Genomic DNA, 18458 nt, shown 5'->3' with positions numbered 1-18458 from the left:
GAGCGGGCGCTACGCGCGTAGCGCTTCCGAATCGTTGGCCACCTGTTCACAGGTGGCGTACCGGGGCCGGTGACCCCCGTCGCGGGGGTACGTGAATCGGGGCCCGGGTGAGCGGTGGAAGCCGCTCACCCGGGCCCCGATCGACGGGCCGGATCAGGTCGTGGACTTGACCTTGATGGTGCCGTCGACGATCTTCTTCTTCGCGGCGTCCAGCTGGGTCTGGATGTCCTTGAGGTGGTCACCCGTGGGGGTCAGGCTGACGCCGCCCTTGGCCAGCGAGTACGTCGTGGTGCCGGTCATCGGCTTGCCGTCCTTGACGGACTTGACCAGGTCGAAGACACCGGCGTCGACGTTCTTGACGACCGAGGTCAGGATCGTGTCCTTGTACTTCGCCAGCGCCGGGTCCTTGGCCTGGTCGGAGTCGACACCGATGGACCAGGCGCCCTTCTTGCCCGCGACGGCCTCGATCGAACCGGCACCGGAGCCACCGGCGGCGGCGAAGATCACGTCGATGCCCTTGTCGAGCATGCCCTTGGCGGCTTCCTTGCCCTTGTCGGGGCTGCCGAAGCCGGACAGGTCGGAACCGGTGGACAGGTACTGGATCTGCACCGTGGCCTTGGGCTTGGTGTCCGTGACGCCCTGCCGGAAGCCGGCGGCGAACTTCTTGATCAGCGGGAGGTCCACACCGCCGATGAAGCCGACCTTGCCGTCCTTGGACTTCAGCGCCGCCGCGACTCCGGCGAGGTAGGAGCCCTGCTCCTCGGTGAAGACGATCGAGTTGACGTTCTTCACGTCGGACACCGAGTCGACCAGGCCGAAGCTGACCTTCGGGTACTTGGGGGCGATCTTGTCGACCGCTTCCTTGTACGCGAAGCCGATCGCGATGACCGGGTTGTAGCCGCCCTCGGCGAGCGACTGCAGACGCTGGTCACGGTCGGCCGAGCTCTCGCCGGTCTTGGCGGTGAGCTCCTTGGTCTCGGCGCCGAACTCGGCCTTGGCCTTGTCCAGGCCGCGGGCCGCGGAGTCGTTGAACGAGTTGTCACCCCGGCCGCCCACGTCGTAGGCCATGCCGATCTTCATCTTGCCGTCGGAGCTGCTGGACTCGTCGGACGAGCTGCCGCACGCGGTGGCAGTGAGGGCGAGCGCCGCGGCAATGGCACACGCGGCGGTGATCTTGGATACCGGGCGCAAGGGAAGGCTCCTTCAAACCTGACCGAAGCGCCTCTTCCGGCGCTGGTTTCGCGGCGATCGTAACGCGCGTAGATGTCAGATAAAGCCCTGTACGGAAGCCGTTATCGGATCGTCGCGAACCGGGGGTGACCTGTCCGGTTACAGATGATTACCGTCGAGCAACGCGGCGGCGGTGAAGAGTTCCACACCCACGGTGATCGCCTCCTCGTCCGCGTCGAAATTCCCCCGGTGCAGGTCCAGTCCGCGGGGGTCGCCGGGCGTACGCACGCCGAGCCGCGCCATCGCGCCCGGCACGTGCTCCAGGTACCAGGAGAAATCCTCCCCGCCCAGGCTCTGTTCGGTGTCCTCGATCGCATACGATCCGCGCCGGGCGGTCATGGCACCGGTGAGCAGATCGATCGCGGCGGCGTCGTTCACCACGGGCGGCACCCCCCTGATGTAGTTGATCACCGTCTTGGCCCGGTGCATTCCGGCCACCTCGTCGATGGCCGCGTGCACCAGGTCGGGGGCGTCCCGCCAGGCCGCCAGATCGAGGCAGCGGACCGTGCCGGAGAGCTCGGCGTGTTGCGGGATCACATTGCAGGCGTGCCCGGTCTCCAGCCGCCCCCAGGTCACCGCGAGCCCGGCCCGCGCGTCGACCCGGCGGGCCAGCAGCGCCGGGACCTCCGTGGCCACCCGGGCGGCGGCGGTGACCAGGTCGGTGGTCAGGTGCGGGCGGGCGGTGTGGCCGCCGGGCCCGTCCAGGGACAGCTCCAGCCGGTCGCAGGCGGAGGTGATCGCCCCGACCCGCAGCCCGATCCGCCCCACGTCCACCTTCGGGTCGCAGTGCACCCCGATGATCCGGCCGACGCCCTCCAGCACCCCCGAGTCGATCGCGTCGGGCGCCCCGCCGGGCAGCACCTCCTCGGCCGGCTGGAAGATCAGCCGCACCGGGTTGGGCAGCAGCCCCTGCCGGTCGAGACCGGCGAGCACCAGGCCGGCGCCGAGCACGGTGGTGGTGTGGATGTCGTGCCCGCAGGCGTGCGCCCGGTCGGGCACGGTGGAGCGGTACGGGACGCCCGTCTTGGTGTCCGGGATCGGCAGCGCGTCGATGTCGGCCCGCAGCGCGAGCATGGGCCGCGTGGTCCCGCTCCTGGTCCCGACGTCACACATGAGCCCGGTCCCGGAGGCGAGCACCCGAGGCTCCAGGCCGGCCAGCTCCAGCCGGGCCTTGATGGCCGCGGTGGTGCGGAACTCCTGGTTGCCGAGCTCGGGGTGCATGTGCAGGTCACGCCGGAAGGCGATCAGTTCGGCACGCAGCGCTTCGGGCAGCGTGCCGGGCAGGTCCTCTCCTGCGGGCGGCCGGACTTCACAGAGGCGGGACGTCGAGTGGCTCACTGGTGAAGCGTAAGGCCCTTCCCCCGCCAACTGACCATGAAACAAGAAATGTTCAGCCACATAGACGAATAAATGACTGGAGCACGGCGTGTGAGCCGCTCCCGGGATGGGTACACTCGCGCGCTCCGTCGACAGGACGGGCACGGCCCCACAGCGGGCCCAGGGGGCCTCGCGACTCGCCTCCTGTCTCGCCTCCCGTCTCGTCTCACGGTGGTGCCGTCATCACCTCGCGGGCGCTCCGGGTGAACTTCTCCCGGCTCCTCTCCAGGGTGTCGACCGCGTCTTCGAGACCGGTGCGGTACCCGTCGTACGCCGCGCTCTCGCGCACCCCGTGGAGCACCCGTTCGAGGTAGGCCCGCAGGGAGCGCACGTCCGACCAGACGTTCACGGCGTCCTCGGCCACGGGCTCCGGGCCCATCAGATCGAGCCGTGCCTGTGCCTTGCTGAGCGCGTGCACCGCGGTGCCGAGCTCCTCGACGGCCGCGTCCAGCGCGTCGGCGGTGGGCGGGGTGTCCCGGGCCGCGGCGGGCACCCCGTCCCGGTGCGCGAGCCGGTGCAGCACGTCGTCGACCGGTTCCGCCGCCCGCATGAACGCGAGGTAGGCCTCCCGGCGCTCGTTCCGCAGCTCCCGCAGGTGGTCGACCACCCCCTGGTCGCGCGCCTGGCGCCGGGCGGACGCGTACGTCAGCCCGGAGGCGCACAGGGTTCCGGCGACGCCCAGCCCGGTGCCCAGCAGGGCCGCCAACGCCTGTTCCATGCCCTCCATCTTCCGTGGCGCGCGGCCGGACGCGGCCTTTTCGCGGATATCCGTGACTCCTAGAATCGGAACGGCGGACCGGACGTCACCCATGGACGGCCACGGACCGTGGCTTGGAGGGCGGAGAGGTGGCCGGAGGATTACGGCCTCCGCCGGGCGGTCCGGCGGCGGATGCGACGGAGCGGTTCGCTCACGCGTTACGGGCGCTCCGCAGCGAGGCGGACACCCCGAGCTACCGTCAGATGGGCGCGCGCACCGGCCAGTCGCCCGGCGCCCTGTCCGAGGCGGCGGAGGGAAAACGGCTGCCGCCCCTCGCGGTCGCCCTGGCCTACGCGCAAGCGTGTGGCGGCAACCGCGCGGAATGGGAGCGGCGTTGGCAGGCGGCGCGGAACGAGCTCGACGCGTCACGGCCCCGGCCGACGGGGCGGCGGTGGGCCGTCGCGGTCGCGGGGGTCGTCGCGCTCGCGCTGACGGCCGCAGCGGTGGTCCTCGCGAACCGGCCGGACCACCGGGCGCCGCCGCCCGCCGCCGCGGGCTCCTCCCGCTTCTTCTCCGACGACGACGCGTTCAACCGGCGCCACCCGCACCCCCGGCTGTCGCCCGACTCCGCGCGAATGGTCTCCGCTCTGCTCGCCCCTGGCCGGGTGAAGCTGTACACCGGCACGGCCGGATCCCTGGTGTACCGGGCCACCTCCCGTACCCGGACCTACGAGGTCACCCCGCGCGAGCACGTCGGCCAGTGGGGGCCCAACCCCTTCGACGGTGCCCGCTTCCCCTGGGACCCGTCGTGGAAGGCGCCGGCCCCGGACCGCGAGTGGACGGTGGTGATCGGGCCGGACGGGCGGGCGATGGAGTGCTGGCGGACGAAGGTGTCGCCCGCCGGGCCCAGTTGCGAATGGGGAGCCGTGTCCGACACCCGTGGCTCGTCGGTCTCCGAGAAGGGCCAGGACACCGGGAGCGGTCTGTCCCGCCTCGCCGGGCTGATCACCCGCGCGGACTGGAAGGCCGGCCGCATCGACCACGCCCTGAGCTTCGGCACCCCGGACAACAGCGGCCGCCATGTCTTCCCCGCCGTCGGCAGCGACGGCCAGGGGCAAGGGCTGTGGCGCGCCGGGCAGTTCATCTGGCTGGACCCCTCGTACGACATCGACGCCGACACCTCGCTCAGGCCGTACGAGCGGATGGTAGCGAAGGCGCTTCAGGAGTACGGGGCGTTCGACGTCAAGAACGCCCAGGAGTTCGGCTTCACCTCCGAGTTCGGCTCGCAGGCCCCGGGCAACAGCGGCGGCGCCTACGCCCCGCTCGACCGCATCGACTTCGCGAAGTACCTGCGGGTCGGAACGGTCGAGCCGTCGCCGTAGGCGCCGCCGTCAGCCCGGCAGTCCCCGGCGCATCGGGAAGAGGGCGAGTCCGATGCACAGGGCCCCCAGCGTCAGCAGGTCCAGGCTCACGGCCATCATGACGACGCCGGCCAGCACCAGCAGCGGGGACCGGGCCGGGACGTCGCCCCGGCGGAGGAACGCGAGCAGCGTGACGAGCGCCAGCAGCCCGAGCCAGAACAGCATCGGCACGACCGTGTAGACCAGCGGCATCACACCGGGCACGTCCTGCACCTTCTCGAACATGTCGCTCATGGCCCGGTCGTCCGCCGAGACGAACCCGACCACCAGGTCGATCACCGCCTGGACCGCCACCGCGGCGGTCCCCAGCAGCCCGGTCCCGGCAGCCACCCGGACGGCCGCCCGTCTGCCGCCGCGGACGCCGTCCGGCAGCCGCAGGCCACGGAAGACCGGAACGAACGCGAGCACGCCGGCCAGGAACAGCACGTGCGCCAGCGACCACCACACACCGGGCCCGTAGTCCCCCATCGCCTTCCCGGCCGCCCGCACCAGTCCGTAACCGGCCATCAGAGCCGGGGCCAGTAGGAACGCCCGCGTGGTGGCACTGTTCTGACGTCGCGTCATTTCCGTGATCTGCATGTATCGATCATCAGCTCGGCGTGATTCCGCGGCTATCGGGGATGACCCCCGGCCGCCCCCGAGTGCGCTGGGGGGCGGACTCGGGGGCGGACTCGGGGTCAGTTGAGGGTCAGGACCGTACCCGCGCCGTTGGAGTACTCGATCCAGGCGGTGGACCTGGCGTCCGACGGGACGCCCGACCAGGTGGTGGTCAGATCGGTCGGGGTGCCGGGGGTCACACGGGCGTGGTCGGGCGTGACCGTGACCTTGCCGGTGGTCGCAGGGGCGTCGGTGACGTTGTTCACCTGGTAGGTGTACGGAGTGAGGCTCGCGCCGGTACCGCTGCCGTCGACCGCGACGAGAGCCACGAAGATCTTCCCGGCGTCGGGCTGCCGCAGGGTGACGGTGGCGGTTCCGTCGCTGTCGGGGTCGACGAGCGCGAGGTCGGTCAGGGCGCCGTCGACCAGCCTTCCCCAGACGAGGCCGGCGATATCGCCCTCTGCGATGTCGAAGTGGGCCGAGATCTGGGTGGCCCTGGTGCCGGCCGGGATGACCGCCTCGTAGTCGGCCTCACCGTTTCCGGTCAGGGTGCCCCTGGTGACGGGCGCGGAGACGGGGCCGTGGGCGGTGGCCACGAGCGTCTTGGCGGCCGGGGTGACGGAGTAGGTGCTTTCGCCGTCGGTGCCGGTGCCCTTGACCTCCTCGGGGGCGTGGACGCTCTGCGGGGTGACGACGATCGGGCTGCGGACCGTGGTGCGGCCGGACTTCCAGGTCAGGGAGCCCGTGTCGACGACGCCCGCGCGTGCGGTGGTCACCTTGAGCTTGACGGTGAAGGTGCGCTTCTGCCCGGCGTGGCTGAAGCGCAGGACGGACGGGGAGACCGTGGCCTTGACGCCGGGGAGGTCGACCTGGGCGCGGTAGGTGCCCGCAGAGGTCGCGGTGACGGTGCGGGTGACGGTCTGGCTGCCGAAGAGCTCACCGATGGCGATGGAGGGGTAGTTGAGGTCGCTGGGGTCGATGGCCCTGGTACCCGTCCCGGTGTCGACGCCGGAACCTTCGAGGTAGGCGAGCCAGTCCCGCTCCGTGGAGTCGTAGACGAGTCCGGGCCGGAGCATGTCCCTGGCCTCGACCTCGCCGGAGCCCTGGGCGAAGGCGTCGGTGCTGTTCCTGCCGTCGGGGGTCTTGGTGGGGGACGCGGTGGTCATCATGGCCGACTTGACGCTCATGGGCGACCAGTTGGGGTGCTCGGAGAAGTAGAGCGCCGCGAGGCCCGCGATGTGCGGGGCGGCCATGGAGGTGCCGGAGTAGAAGTCGAAGTCGCGGCCCTGGTTACCGGGCGGGGCCACCGCGGCGAGGATGGTCGCGCCGGGCGCGGTGATGTCGGGCTTGAGCAGGTCGCCGTTGCCGGTGAGGGAGGGGCCGCGTGAGGAGAAGCTCGTGACCTGCGGGTAGGGGGTGCTGCCGGCGGCGCCGGGGGTGAGGGTGGCGGTGGCGTTGTCCGTGGCGGCGTAGTCGCGTACGGCGGTGGCGTCGGCTCCGGTCAGGTGGACGGTCGGCACGGAGTGCAGGTCGCCGTCGGTGCTCTCGTCGTGGAGGTTGGCCAGGACCATGCCGATGCCGCCGGCCCGCTGGACCTCGGCGGACTTCGCGACGCGGTCCACGGTGCCCCGGTCGCAGACGACTATCTTTCCGGTGACGCGTGCGGGGTCGAGGGTGTCCTCGGCACAGACGTCGGCCTCGGTGGCGTCGGAGCCGTCGGCCCTGACGGCGGCGGCACGGACGAGGGGCGCGGAGCCGACGGTGTTCCGCACGCTGGTGCTGATGCCCGCGTAGCTCTTCCCGTTCCCGAGGGTGACGGTTCCGGTGTACGGGGCGATGGTCCCGGCGGCGACGGTGGTGGTCCAGGGAGCGGTGTTGTCGAGGCTGGAGGCGTCGGGGCCGGTGTTGCCCCCGGCGGTGGACACGAAGATCCCGGCGGCGGCGGCGTTGCGGAGCGCGGTCTGCGCGGGGTCGTCGTAGTCGCTCTCGTACGGAGCGCCGAGGGAGTAGTTGATGACGTCCACGCCGTCGGCCACGGCCTGGTCGATGGCGGCGACGAGGTCGCTGGTCAGGCCACCGCTGTGCTTGCCGTCCTTGCTCTGCCAGAGCGCCTTGTACACGGCCACGGCAGCGGCGGGGGCGACGCCGGAGACGGTGCCGAAGTCGGCGCCGTCGACGGTGGCCCGGACGTCGGCGTTACCGGCCGCGGTCGACGCGGTGTGGGTGCCGTGGCCCTCGCCGTCACGGGCGGAGAAGTAGTCGGGGTCGAAGTCGGGGAACGCCTGGACCCAGCCGTCGACGAAGTAGCGGGCGCTGATGATCTTCTCGTTGCAGTCGGCGGCCGTGAAGCTGTCGCCGGTCTGGCAGGTGCCGGTGAAGGTGCCGCCGTCCGCCTTGGGCATCACCGTGGTGGTTCCGTCGAGGTAGGGCCGGTAACGGTCCTTCTTGGCGGGCTTCTTGCCCCGCTTGCCGGGCTTGAGCGCGGGGGCCTCGAACGAGGCGCTCTCCGGCCAGATACCGGTGTCGATGTCCCCGATGACGACGCCCTTGCCCGCCTTGGCGCTGCCGCCGAGGGAGGCCCACAGGCCCTTGCGGCCCGAGAGCCCGAGGAAGTCGGTGGATTTCTTGTCGTCGGTGGCGTGGTGGAGCCGGTCCGGGGCGATGGAGGTGACGCCCTCGGTGGCGGCGAGCCGGACGAGCTGGCGGGCAGTGAGCCGCGCGCTGAAGGTGTTGGTGGTGACGGCGTAGTGCCGGCGGACCGTGGCGCCGACCTTCCTGGCGACCTGGGCCTGTTCGTCGACCAGGTGGGTGCGGTAGCGCTTGGCGTTGGCGGCGCCGACGTCGAGCTTGCGCCCCTCGGTGGGCCGGGTGGCGGGGATGCCGTCGACGCTGCCGTCGTAGGTGGCGATCGGCCGGTCGGCGAGGGTGACCAGGTAGACGCCGGCGGCGAGGGGGGCCGCCGGGCCCGTGGCGGCCGCGGCGGGGGTGGCGAGGGGCAGGCTGACGGCGGCGAGGGTGGTGGTGAGCAGCGCGCCGATGGTGCCGCGCCGTATGCGGGACGCTCTTCGTGGCCGAGGTGACACGTGTTTCCTCACAGGGGTCCGGGCAGGCCGGGCAGGCGAACGGGGGTGCTCGCCTCGCGGGGCGGATGCCGACGACTGGGGTGGGCAAACCGCCGTTCACGTGGAGCTTTTGACCGACGATCACTCAGGAGTGAACGCTGTTCGATCACTTGATGTCCAGATAATCTGTTGGCGTCTTTGGCCTGGTGACCAAAGGCGCCACCTGGGAGGGGACGGTCGGCCGTGACTGACTGCCGTACCTGTCCGGGGGCTCCCCCATACGCGAGGCAGGGGAGGCTGGTTGTGCTGGAGGCGGTGGGTGTGAGCCCGTTCGACGAGGGTGTCTACCGAGCGGTGCTGTCGGAATCGCAGAGCGCGGTGCGCGACGTCGCGGCAGGCGCCGGGGCCGGCGTCGCGCGCACGGGGCAGGCACTGAAACGTCTGGCCACTCTGGGGCTGGTACGGCGGGTGGCGCCGGGCAGGTGGGAGGCGGTGAGTCCGCGTTCGGCACTGGCGGCGCTGCTGCACCGCCGCCGCTCCGAGGCGGAGACCGCGTTCGCCGGGGTGGAGTCGGGCTTCGCCGATCTGAGCCGACTGCACCGGGCCGGGCAGTTGCGCTCCGACCCGGGCTCCCTGGTGGAGGTGCTGACGGGCCAGGAGGTGATGACGCGGAAGATCGAGGAGCTGAGCCGGTCCGTCACCACGCACCTGTGGACGCTGGACAAACCGCCCTACCTGGAGCAGGTGGGCCAGCCGCTGGCCGACCAGGTGGAGACGGCGGCGACCCGGGAGCGGACGCGGCGCGGGGTGGACGTCCGGGCGGTGTACTGCCTGGAGTCGATCGAGCCGCCCGGCCGGCTGGGGGCGATCCTCAATCTGGCGGCGGCCGGGGAGCGGTCGCGGCTGTTGCCGCACCTCCCGCTGAAGGCGCGGATCGTGGACCGGCGGATCGCGGTGGTGCCGCTGACGGGGGGAAGCAAGGACTCCATCGTGCTGGTGCATCCCTCGGGCCTGCTGGACGGGCTGATGGAGTTGTTCGAGGCGTACTGGGAACGGGCCGAGCCGTTGCTCGCCGAGGGGCCGGAAGTCGCGGAGGGGCCCAGCGAGGAGGAGCTGGTGCTGGTGCGGTTGCTGCACTCCGGCTACAAGGACCAGGCGATCGCCCGGCAGTTGGGCGTGAGTGTGCGGACGGCTACGCGCCGGGTGGCCGCGCTGATGCAGCGACTGGACGCGGGCACGCGGTTCCAGGCCGGGGTGGAGGCGCGGGAGCGGGGCTGGGTGTGAGGGCTCCCGTCACCGGTGGGCGCGTCGCCGGGCCGGGTCGGACTCCTTGTACGCCTCCTCGGCTCACGGCTTACGCTGCATCGTTGCCGTCGGACGCGGATGCGCGTCCGGCATATATCTGAGCGGTCTCCGGGGGGAGCCGTAGGACGAGGGGGCTCAGCGGTGCTCGGCACGGTGGAGGAGAGCGTTCGGTCATGCCCGGAGTGCGGGGAGGAGATCCGGACGGACCACAGGTTCGTGGCGTGGTGTGCCGCCTGTGACTGGAATGTGGACCCGGGTGAGCCCGAGGAGCCGGGCGGGCGGCTGGACTCGCTGCGGCGCAGGCTGGCCGGGGAGCACGGCGAGAGGCTGCTGGCCGAGGTGACGACGGACGAGCTCCTGCGCCCCCGCCGCGACGCGTCGAGTGTCCTCGCCCTGGCGCTGGCGCTGGCCGTCCACGGCTTCACGGCCGCGCTGCTCGTCGGCGGAGTGCTGCTGATGGTCCTCGGCTGGGGCAGCGCGTTGCCGGTGCTCGGCGCCCTGTGCCTGTTCATCGGCTGGCTGCTGCGCCCCCGGGTCCCGCGCCTGCCGGAGGACGAGCAGGTGCTGTACCGGGCCGACGCGCCCGAGCTGTTCGCCCTGATCGACGAGGTGGCCGGGGTGGTGGGGACGACCGGGGTGCACGCGGTCGTGGTCGGCGCCGAGGCCAACGCGGCCGTCTCGACGTACGGCCTGCGGCGCCGCAGGGTGCTGACCATCGGCCTCGGGCTCTGGGAGGTACTCGACACCGGTCAGCGGATCGCGCTGCTGGGCCACGAACTGGGCCACTACGCCAACGGCGACATCCGCCAGGGCGTGGTCCTCGGGAACGCGCTCCAGTCGTTGCACACCTGGTATTACCTGCTGAGCCGGATCGAGCGCCCGACACTCCCGGAAACCCTGCTCAACGCCTTCTACCTGGCTCCTCGCGGTGTGGTCGTCGCCGTCGCGACAGCCCTCGACCACCTGACCCTGCGGGCCACCCAGCGCGGCGAGTACCTGGCCGACTCCTTCGCCGCCCGGTGCGGCTCGACGGCGGCCGCCGCGGGGCTGATGGACGCGATGCTGGTCTCCGACTCCGCCGAGGTCACGCTGGAGCGCGAGGCCAACGCCCTCCGGAAGCACCGCTCCGGCGGCCGGGCGGCCGGTGCGGCGGAGAGCGGCCTGTGGGAGCGGCTGGCCGCCCACGTGGAGTCGATTCCGGCGAGCGAGTACGAGCGTCAGCGCCGCCGCAGCGCGTTGCGCGGGCACAGCGTCGACTCCACGCACCCGCCGACCCACCTGCGCCGGTCCCGGCTGCTGGCCGTCGCCGCGGTCCCGGCGACGGTGGCGGTCGACGGCGCCCGCGACGCCGCGCTCCGGGCGGAACTCTCCGAGGCGCGGCGGCTCGTGGCGCGTCGCGTCCTGAACGGAGGGTGATTCCGGGCCGGGTGGCGGGTAGTCCGGCACCCGGCCCGCCTCATGCCTCCCTGACCACCGCCGTGGCCCGCCAGGGTGCCAGGCGCTGGACGTCGCGGGCCGTCTCCGTGACGCCCGTGAGGAAGCCCTGGGCTCGCGGGGACGCCGTTTCGCGCAGCCATTCCGGGGCGATGTCGCAGACCGCGACCTTCACGTCGGTGCCGACCAGGGCCAGCGGGAGGGTGTGGACCACCGTGGAGGGGAAGCTCAGGACCGTGCGGCCGATCGGGCCCCGGCGGGCGATGAGTTCCAGCGGGAGGTCGGGGCGGACGATCTCCAGGCCGGTGGCGGCCTCCAGGGCGTGGAGCTTCTCGGTGGACTCGCGGCGGTGGGCGAAGTAGCGGGTGGCGCCGTGGGTGCGGGCCAGCTCCGCGACCGCTTCCAGGTACTGGGCGCGGTCGACGACGCCGGTCTCCACCAGGGAGGTGCCGACCAGGTCCGCGCCCTTGGTGAGCAGCGGCGGGCCGAAGCGGGAGCGGGTCCAGGAGAAGGTGTTGGGGATGAGGGTGATGCCGGGCGGCGGGATCACCGGCATCGCGGTGAAGAGCTCCACCTCGCGGGCCGCCGACGGGGTGAAGCGGCGCCGGGCGGTGGCGGTGACCGGGGCCAGCGCCAGATCGCGGGGGTTCGTTCCGCCGCGCCGGTGCCAGCGGGTGAGGCGTTCGCCGCGGGTGAGCTGGGCGACGAACTCCATGGTGGCGGTGCCGTCGTCGACCACGGTGAGGCGGCGGGGCCGGACCAGGGTGAGCAGCAGCTGTACGTAGCGGGAGAACGGGTCGCCGATGACGATGTGGTCGGCGTTGCGGACGAGCCGGGTCAGGGCGCGCAGCGACTTCAGGGGGGTGCCCGAGTCGCCGCGCGCCTCCTGCCAGCGCACGGTGACGCCCTCGTCGCGGGCCAGCTCCGCCATCCGGCGCAGCTGACCGCGCGACATCGGGTCGACCGGAGGGAGGACGACGACGGTGACGTCCGCGAGGACGCGGCCGCCGCCTCCCTCTGTGTAGGCCCACTCCAGGACGTTCAGGAGCTGGACCGGGCTCTCGACGAAGGCGAGGTTCACCGGTCGGCCCGTCAGACCGTGAGCGGCTCGGCGGCCTGGGCCGTCTCACCGCTCTCCGCGACGACACCCGGGACCCGGCGGAGCTTCTTCATCGGGCCGAGCTCCGACTCGTACACCTTCTTGACGCCGTCGCCGAGGGAGGCCTCGATGGTGCGGATGTCGCGGACCAGGCGGGTCAGGCCCTGCGGCTCGACGGAGGCGGCCTGGTCGGAGCCCCACATGGCGCGGTCGAGGGTGATGTGGCGCTCGACGAACGCGGCGCCGAGCGCGACGGCGGCCAGCGTGGTCTGGAGGCCCGTCTCGTGGCCGCTGTAGCCGATCGGGACGTTGGGGTACTCCTGCTGGAGGGTGTTGATGACCCGGAGGTTGAGCTCCTCCGCCTTCGCCGGGTACGTCGAAGTGGCGTGGCAGAGCAGGATGTTGTCCGAGCCGAGCACCTCGACCGCGTGGCGGATCTGGCGCGGGGTCGACATGCCGGTGGAGAGGATCACCGTGCGGCCGGTGGCGCGCAGCGAGCGCAGCAGCTCGTCGTCGGTGAGGGAGGCGGAGGCCACCTTGTGGGCCGGGACGTCGAACTTCTCCAGGAAGGCGACGGCCTCGGTGTCCCACGGGGAGGCGAACCAGTCGATGCCGCGCTCGGCGCAGTGCTCGGAGATGGCGCGGTACTCGGTCTCGCCGAACTCGACGCGGTGGCGGTAGTCGATGTACGTCATCCGGCCCCAGGGGGTGTCGCGCTCGATGTCCCACTGGTCGCGCGGGGTGCAGATCTCCGGGGTGCGCTTCTGGAACTTGACGGCGTCGCAGCCGGCTTCGGCGGCCACGTCGATCAGCGCGAGGGCGTTGTCGAGGTCGCCGTTGTGGTTGATGCCGATCTCGCCCGTGACGTAGACGGGGTTGCCGGGGCCCGCGGTGCGGTTGCCGAGGGTGCGCAGTCGGGAGGTGCTCATGAGGGTGTTCCTTACTTACTTGGTGGGGGTGGAAGCGGTGGGGGTGGACGTGGTGAGGGTGGGGCCCAGCAGCCAGGCCGCGATCTCGCGGATGGCGCCGGAGCCGCCGGGGGTGGTCGTCACGGCGCGCGCCGCGGCGCGTACCGAGTCGTGGGCGCTCGCGACGGCGACGGGCCAGCCGGCGAGTGCGAAGCAGGGGAGGTCGTTGACGTCGTTGCCGACGTACATGACGCGTTCGGGGGCGATGGACTGCTCGTCGCACCACTGCTTGAGCGCGAGGTCCTTGCGGTCGATGCCGTGCAGGACGGGTACGCGGAGCTTGTGGGCGCGGGCGGCGACGACCGGGTTCTGTTCCGTGGAGAGGATCAGGAGGGGGACGCCCGCCTTGCGCAGGGCCGCGATGCCGAGTCCGTCGCCCCGGTGCACGGCGACCGTCTCGCGGCCGTCGGCGTCGATGAGGACCCGGTCGTCGGTCTGGGTGCCGTCGAAGTCGAGGACGACCGCGTCGATGTCCTCGCGGGTGGGCAGCGGCGCCGGGTCCAGGAGCGGGGCGAGCGCGCGGGCGCGGGCCAGGTCGTGCGGGTCGTCGATCTCCAGGACGCGGGCCGGGTCCGTGCGCACCAACGCGGTGTGGCCGAAGAAGCGGTGCCGGTGGGTGCGGAAGCCGGTCGCGTCCATCGCGTAGGCGGCACCGGTTTCGAGGAGGTCCTCGGGGCGGTCCTGGCGGCGCGGGCGGACCGACTTGTCGTGGTTGACGCCGTAGTTGTGGTCCTCGACCGCGCTGCCGTCGCGCCACAGGAAGCCGTGGAACGGGGCGACGGTGACGGCCGAGTCGGCGCCCTCGCGGGCGACGGAGGCGGCGACGCCGTCGATGTCCTCGCGGGTGACGAAGGGGCTGGTGCACTGGACGAGGAGGACGACGTCCACGCTGCGGTCGTACGCGGTCTCGTAGCTGTCCATCGCGTGCAGCACGGCGGCCTCGCTGGTCGCGGTGTCCCCCGCGATGGCCTCCGGGCGCTGGACGCAGTGCAGGCGGGCGGCCTCGCCGAGTGCTTCGGCGGCGGCGCGGGCGGCCTCGGCGACGGCCGGGGCGTCGGTCGTGACGACGACGTCCGTCACCTCGGCCGAGGCCAGGCAGGCGCGGACCGCGCGGACGACCAGGGGTACGCCGCCGACCTGGGCGAGGTTCTTGGCCGGTACGCCCTTGGATCCGCCGCGGGCGGGGATCACCGCGAGCACGGTGGGCCGTGCGGTGGGCTGCGTCATCGCTGCTCCAGTAGGTGTCGTGGTGGTGGTGTTCACAGCTCGCCCATCCGTCGGATGACCGGGGCGACCCGCTGGACGCCGTGCCGGTAGGCGCCCCTGGCGGCGTCCCGTACCGCCTCGCGGACGGCTCCCCTGACCCGGCCGCCCTCCCCGGTCGCGGTGGCGCCCGGCAGCGGGTGGCCGTCGGGGGCCAGGTGGTGGCGGGCGAGGATGCCGGGGAGGTAGCCGGGGGCGGTGGCGGGCGTGTAGTAGGGCGTGAGGGCGGGCAGCCGGTCCCGCTTCGCGAGCAGGTCGGTGACCCGGGTCCGTGCGGTGTCGTAGGCGCTCCCGTAGCCGCCGTCGGCCGCGACGCCCTGGCCGGACAGCCAGTCGGCGTCGGGCTCCGGGTGGGCGCCGCCGTCCAGGTGGTCCCAGGAGGTGAGCAGCCCGGAGCCGATGAAGTGGTGGTTGCCGAGGGTCTCGCGCACCCCGAGGTCGGTGAGGACGGCGGTGGGGATGCGCCGGTGCAGAGATTCCAGGGCGGCGGTCGAGGAGACGGTGACCAGCAGGTCGGTGCGGTCCAGGACCTCGCCCATGTGTCCGTACACCAGGCGGAAGTTGGGCGGGAGTCCGCCGGGCAGCCGCTCGGCGAGCCGCTGGTAGGGGAGTTCCTCGATGTGTGTGGTGTGCTCGCCGGGCTTGGAGCGCAGCTTGAGGAGCACCTCGCGCTCCGGGTGCAGCCTGGCGTGCTCGACGAGCCTGCGCAGCAGGTACGTCCGGTCGGCGCGGGAGGCCGGTACGGAGGGCTGGGCGGCGAACACGACGGTGTCGCGCCCGGGTTCCGGGTGGTGCGGCTCGCCGCCGAGGAAGGGCAGGGCGGCCTCCGTGACGGCGGAGGCGTCGGCGCCCACTCCCTCGTACACCGCGCGGAAACGCTCCGCGTCGTGGCGGGAGTTGGCGAGGACGATGTCGGCGCCGTGCCGCAGCAGCAGCCCGTCCGCGAGCTTCTCGTAGACGACGCCGACGTAGCCGGTGACGACGACGGGCCTGGCCGGCAGTCGCAGTGCGGCGAGGCCGTGCAGCATCGCCTGGACGGCGCCTCCGACCAGCGCGAGGACCACCAGGTCGTAGCCCTCGTCCCGCACGGTGCGCAGGAACTCGGCGGCCGTCACCTCGCGGACCCGGCCGGGGTCGATGCCGACGTCTCCGACCTCGGCCAGCTGGCGCGGCGTCGGGGTGGCCCGGCCGCGCAGCAGCAGTCCGCTGATCTCCGCCCGGGGCGCGTCCGCGCGGCCGTCGCCCGAGGTCAGCCGGCGCGCGGTGAGCGCGCCCCACTTCCATCGGGTGTCGGAGTCCGCGAGCACGGCGACCCGGAGCACCGGGGACGGCGCTCCTGCGGATTCCGGTTCTGCCGGCGAAGCCGAATTGCTTTTACTGGGGGGCACGTCCTAGAAGGTAGGAAGGCCGGGGGGTGAGCAGCCCAACGTGACAGCAACAAAGGGTTAACAGCCCGCCGACGATTGCCCAACCCGCAGCCCGGCTGCTTGAACGGGCCGGAAAGGCGTCCCCTGATGCTTACCGGTTCATCATTTCGACGGTCGCCGTTCACCTCGCGTCCGTACGACCGCAAGGGCGAATGCCCGGCCCGGAACTAGCGTGACGCGGGTGGTTAAGCTCTCGGTCATCGTGCCGTTCTACAACGTGCAGACATACGCCCCCGACACCCTGAGAAGCCTGCGGGCGAACGCCCGCGAGGACTTCGAGTTCATTCTCGTCGACGACTGTTCGACCGACGGGACCGCGGACATGCTGCGCCGCGCGCAGGAGGAGATTCCGGGGGTGGTCGTCCGCAGTCACCAGCAGAACGGCGGACTGGCCACCGCCCGGAACACCGGTCTGGACGCGGCCCGCGGCGAGTACCTCGCCTTCCTGGACGGCGACGACTGGCTGGCCCCCGGTTACTACGCCGAGCTGCTGGCCAGGACCGAGGCGCTGGGCTGCGACTTCGTCCGCACCGACCACGTCCAGGCCGACGGCAGGGCCCGTACCGTCCAGCGCGTCCCGCACGGCCCCAGGAACGTGGTGTCGGCGCCCAGGGACGCGATCCTGCCCGCCGGGCGCTCCACCTCGGTCGACTACGCGTACGCCTGGGCGGGCCTCTACCACCGCAGGCTGCTGGACCGGGGGCTGCTGCACTTCACGGACGGGCTGCGCACGGCCGAGGACCGGCCGTGGATCTGGCGGCTGCACCGGGAAGCGGATTCCTTCGCGGTGCTCGGGCTTCTCGGAATCTTCTACCGACGCGGCGTCGCCTCGTCGCTCACCCAGATCGGTGACATGCGCCAGCTCGATTTCATTCGCTCGTTCGACCAGGTCGTACGGGAAACAGCGGCGGACCGCGATGCGGCGGAACTCCTGCCGAAAGCGGTCCGCAACTATTGCGCGATCATTTCCCATCACATGGGTTCGATCGAAAGGTTCGAGCCCCCGGTGGCGCGCGCCCTGAAATCGATGAGCGCCGGCGCGCTGGGGCGAATGCCGCAGGATGTGCTGGACGCGGCGATCGATTCGATGGACGTCAAGCGGGCGACCCTGCTGCGCCGGCTGCGGCGGCGGTCCGCCGCGAAGGAGGTGGCGGCCGCGTGAGCAGCAGCCGGGAACGTACGACGCAGATCTTCTTCGCCTCCACCCTCTACGGCGCGGCCACGCTTGCCGCCGCCCTGGACGCCGGGCTCTTCGCGGACGCGGGGCGCCGCGTCCTGCTCGTCTCGAACAACGCGGCGATCCCGGAGACGGCGACCGCCCTCGACGCGATGCCCGGGTTCGACGTGCTGCGCGGCCGGTTCGACGACGTCGTGTCGTGGAACGCGACGATCGCCCCGCACCACCCGGGCGCCTGGTCGCCGCGCCCGGACGACGTACCGCTGTGGGAACGGCATCTGCGGCTCGCCTGGGGGCTGGGCGACGACGCCGTCGAGCTCGCCGTGGAGTCGATCCAGGTCGACCCGGCGATGGCGGTCGCCCAGATCTTCACCGGCGTACCGGTCGATGTGTACGCGGACGGGCTGATGAGCTACGGACCGACCCGGAACAAGATCGACCCGCTGGTCGGCACCCGGGTGCGGCGGCTGCTCCATCTCGACCTGGTGCCGGGGCTGCGGCCGTTGCTGCTCACGGAGTTCGGCGTGGAGCCCGCGATCGTGCCGACCGACGCGTTCCTCAAGGTGCTCGGCGAGCTGGGCGACGCGCCGGACGTGGCGGCGGGTGTGCCGTCCGTCGAGGCGCCCGCGCTGCTGCTCGGCCAGTACCTCTCCGCGCTCGGCCTGATCAGCGCGGCGGAGGAGGAGGAGCTGCATCTGCGGATGATGCGCGGCGCGGTCCGGCTCGGCCACTCCCGGCTGGTGTTCAAACCGCATCCGACGGCCCCGGCCCAGTGGTCGCGGGGGATGGCGGCGGAGGCGGCGAGGCTCGGCGCCGAACTGACCGTGCTGGACGCGGGGGTGCTCACCGCGCCGGTCCTGGCGGAGGTGCTGTACCGGCGGATGCGGCCCGCGCTGGTCGTCGGCTGCTTCTCGACGGCGCTGCTCACGGCGTCCGCGTTCTACGGGCTGCCGGTGGCCCGGGTCGGTACGGACACGCTCCTGGAGCGGCTGACCCCGTTCGAGAACAGCAACCGGGTCCCGGTCACGCTGGTGGACGCGCTGGTGCCGGACCTGGAGGACCCCGAACCGGACCCGGCCGGTCCGACCGGTCCGGCCGTGGCGCCGGACGGGCTGAACGACCTGGTGCGGGCGGTCGGCTTCGCCATGCAGCCGAAGATCTATCCGGGGCTGCGGCCGGTCGCGGAACGCTATCTCGCCGCCCGTCCGGCGGCCGCGTCCCGGCGCTACTTCAAGCGCAGGCGGCTGACCGCGCTCGCGCTGCCGGGCGGGGTGCCGCAGCAGCTCGGGTTCCTGCCGCGCAGTGCGGCGGTGCGCCGGGTGGCGCGGCGCGCGAAGGCGCTGCGGCCGGGCGCCAGGCGGTAGGAGCGAGAAAGCGGCAAGAGGGGCGGGGCACCCGGTG

Annotated in this window: 14 protein-coding genes; 5 read left to right on the top strand and 9 right to left on the bottom strand. The window is 72.4% G+C overall.

The annotated features are described in order from the left end of the window. Window positions 1-153: 153 nt before the first annotated feature. From ACFVQ0_RS10670 to ACFVQ0_RS10660, 3 genes are all read right to left on the bottom strand, one after another. Entirely contained in the window at window positions 154-1191 is a 1038-nt protein-coding gene (locus ACFVQ0_RS10670) for a BMP family protein (RefSeq protein WP_390086555.1), read from the bottom strand. Window positions 1192-1329: 138 nt separating this feature from the next. After that, entirely contained in the window at window positions 1330-2568 is a 1239-nt protein-coding gene (locus ACFVQ0_RS10665) for an amidohydrolase (protein ID WP_390086554.1), read from the bottom strand. Window positions 2569-2773: 205 nt separating this feature from the next. Beyond that, window positions 2774-3325, bottom strand: a complete 552-nt coding sequence (locus tag ACFVQ0_RS10660) for a hypothetical protein (RefSeq protein WP_390086552.1) — start codon at window positions 3323-3325, stop codon at window positions 2774-2776. A 242-nt stretch (window positions 3326-3567) separates the two neighbouring features. Here ACFVQ0_RS10660 and ACFVQ0_RS10655 point away from each other — a divergent pair, with 242 nt between their 5' ends. Continuing rightward, a complete protein-coding gene (locus tag ACFVQ0_RS10655; protein ID WP_390086550.1) occupies window positions 3568-4686 on the top strand; it encodes an XRE family transcriptional regulator in 1119 nt (372 codons plus the stop codon). A gap of 9 nt (window positions 4687-4695) precedes the next feature. On the opposite strand, the gene ACFVQ0_RS10650 is transcribed toward ACFVQ0_RS10655, so the two are convergent. Together ACFVQ0_RS10650 and ACFVQ0_RS10645 are read right to left on the bottom strand one after the other, a co-directional pair. After that, entirely contained in the window at window positions 4696-5304 is a 609-nt protein-coding gene (locus ACFVQ0_RS10650; protein ID WP_390086548.1) for a hypothetical protein, read from the bottom strand. A 98-nt stretch (window positions 5305-5402) separates the two neighbouring features. Then, window positions 5403-8405 (bottom strand): S8 family serine peptidase, encoded by a 3003-nt coding sequence (locus ACFVQ0_RS10645; RefSeq protein ID WP_390086546.1) that lies wholly within the window; start codon window positions 8403-8405, stop codon window positions 5403-5405. A gap of 300 nt (window positions 8406-8705) precedes the next feature. Between ACFVQ0_RS10645 and ACFVQ0_RS10640 the strand changes: the two genes are divergently transcribed. Together ACFVQ0_RS10640 and ACFVQ0_RS10635 are read left to right on the top strand one after the other, a co-directional pair. Continuing rightward, window positions 8706-9668: a transcriptional regulator gene (locus ACFVQ0_RS10640; RefSeq protein WP_390086544.1), complete on the top strand. Its 963-nt coding sequence runs from the start codon at window positions 8706-8708 to the stop codon at window positions 9666-9668. A gap of 267 nt (window positions 9669-9935) precedes the next feature. Next, window positions 9936-11105 carry a M48 family metallopeptidase gene (locus tag ACFVQ0_RS10635; protein WP_390086543.1) on the top strand — a complete coding sequence of 390 codons (1170 nt, stop codon included), beginning with the start codon at window positions 9936-9938 and terminating at the stop codon, window positions 11103-11105. A 40-nt stretch (window positions 11106-11145) separates the two neighbouring features. Here ACFVQ0_RS10635 and ACFVQ0_RS10630 read toward each other — a convergent pair whose 3' ends face one another. The 4 genes from ACFVQ0_RS10630 to ACFVQ0_RS10615 are packed head-to-tail and all read right to left on the bottom strand — an operon-like array spanning window position 11146 to window position 15841. After that, window positions 11146-12204, bottom strand: a complete 1059-nt coding sequence (locus tag ACFVQ0_RS10630) for a hypothetical protein (RefSeq protein ID WP_390086541.1) — start codon at window positions 12202-12204, stop codon at window positions 11146-11148. 11 nt (window positions 12205-12215) lie between these two features. Beyond that, window positions 12216-13151, bottom strand: a complete 936-nt coding sequence (locus ACFVQ0_RS10625) for an N-acetylneuraminate synthase family protein (protein WP_390086539.1) — start codon at window positions 13149-13151, stop codon at window positions 12216-12218. A 15-nt stretch (window positions 13152-13166) separates the two neighbouring features. After that, a complete protein-coding gene (locus tag ACFVQ0_RS10620; RefSeq protein ID WP_390086537.1) occupies window positions 13167-14417 on the bottom strand; it encodes a cytidylyltransferase domain-containing protein in 1251 nt (416 codons plus the stop codon). A gap of 32 nt (window positions 14418-14449) precedes the next feature. Next, complete coding sequence (locus ACFVQ0_RS10615; protein ID WP_390086535.1) at window positions 14450-15841, bottom strand: DUF6716 putative glycosyltransferase; 1392 nt, start codon at window positions 15839-15841, stop codon at window positions 14450-14452. 220 nt (window positions 15842-16061) lie between these two features. Here ACFVQ0_RS10615 and ACFVQ0_RS10610 point away from each other — a divergent pair, with 220 nt between their 5' ends. Then, the gene (locus tag ACFVQ0_RS10610; protein WP_390087758.1) at window positions 16062-17042 is read left to right on the top strand and encodes a glycosyltransferase family 2 protein; all 981 of its coding nucleotides are present in this window, start codon (window positions 16062-16064) and stop codon (window positions 17040-17042) included. Then, entirely contained in the window at window positions 17039-18421 is a 1383-nt protein-coding gene (locus ACFVQ0_RS10605; RefSeq protein WP_390086533.1) for a polysialyltransferase family glycosyltransferase, read from the top strand. The genes ACFVQ0_RS10610 and ACFVQ0_RS10605 overlap by 4 nt, the downstream gene beginning before the upstream one ends. Window positions 18422-18458: the final 37 nt, after the last annotated feature.

Source organism: Streptomyces sp. NPDC057900, from assembly GCF_042887885.1.
Lineage (GTDB): Bacteria > Actinomycetota > Actinomycetes > Streptomycetales > Streptomycetaceae > Streptomyces.
Note: the sequence above shows the minus strand (reverse complement) of the source record. Positions and strands in the feature narration are given on the sequence as shown.

Coding starts and splice junctions, on each gene's coding strand:
- ACFVQ0_RS10660 (WP_390086552.1), bottom strand. CDS start 3,325: ATGGAACAGGCGTTGGCGGCCCTGCTGGGCACCGGGCTGGGCGTCGCC.
- ACFVQ0_RS10655 (WP_390086550.1), top strand. CDS start 3,568: ATGGGCGCGCGCACCGGCCAGTCGCCCGGCGCCCTGTCCGAGGCGGCG.
- ACFVQ0_RS10650 (WP_390086548.1), bottom strand. CDS start 5,304: ATGCAGATCACGGAAATGACGCGACGTCAGAACAGTGCCACCACGCGG.
- ACFVQ0_RS10625 (WP_390086539.1), bottom strand. CDS start 13,151: ATGAGCACCTCCCGACTGCGCACCCTCGGCAACCGCACCGCGGGCCCC.
- ACFVQ0_RS10620 (WP_390086537.1), bottom strand. CDS start 14,417: ATGACGCAGCCCACCGCACGGCCCACCGTGCTCGCGGTGATCCCCGCC.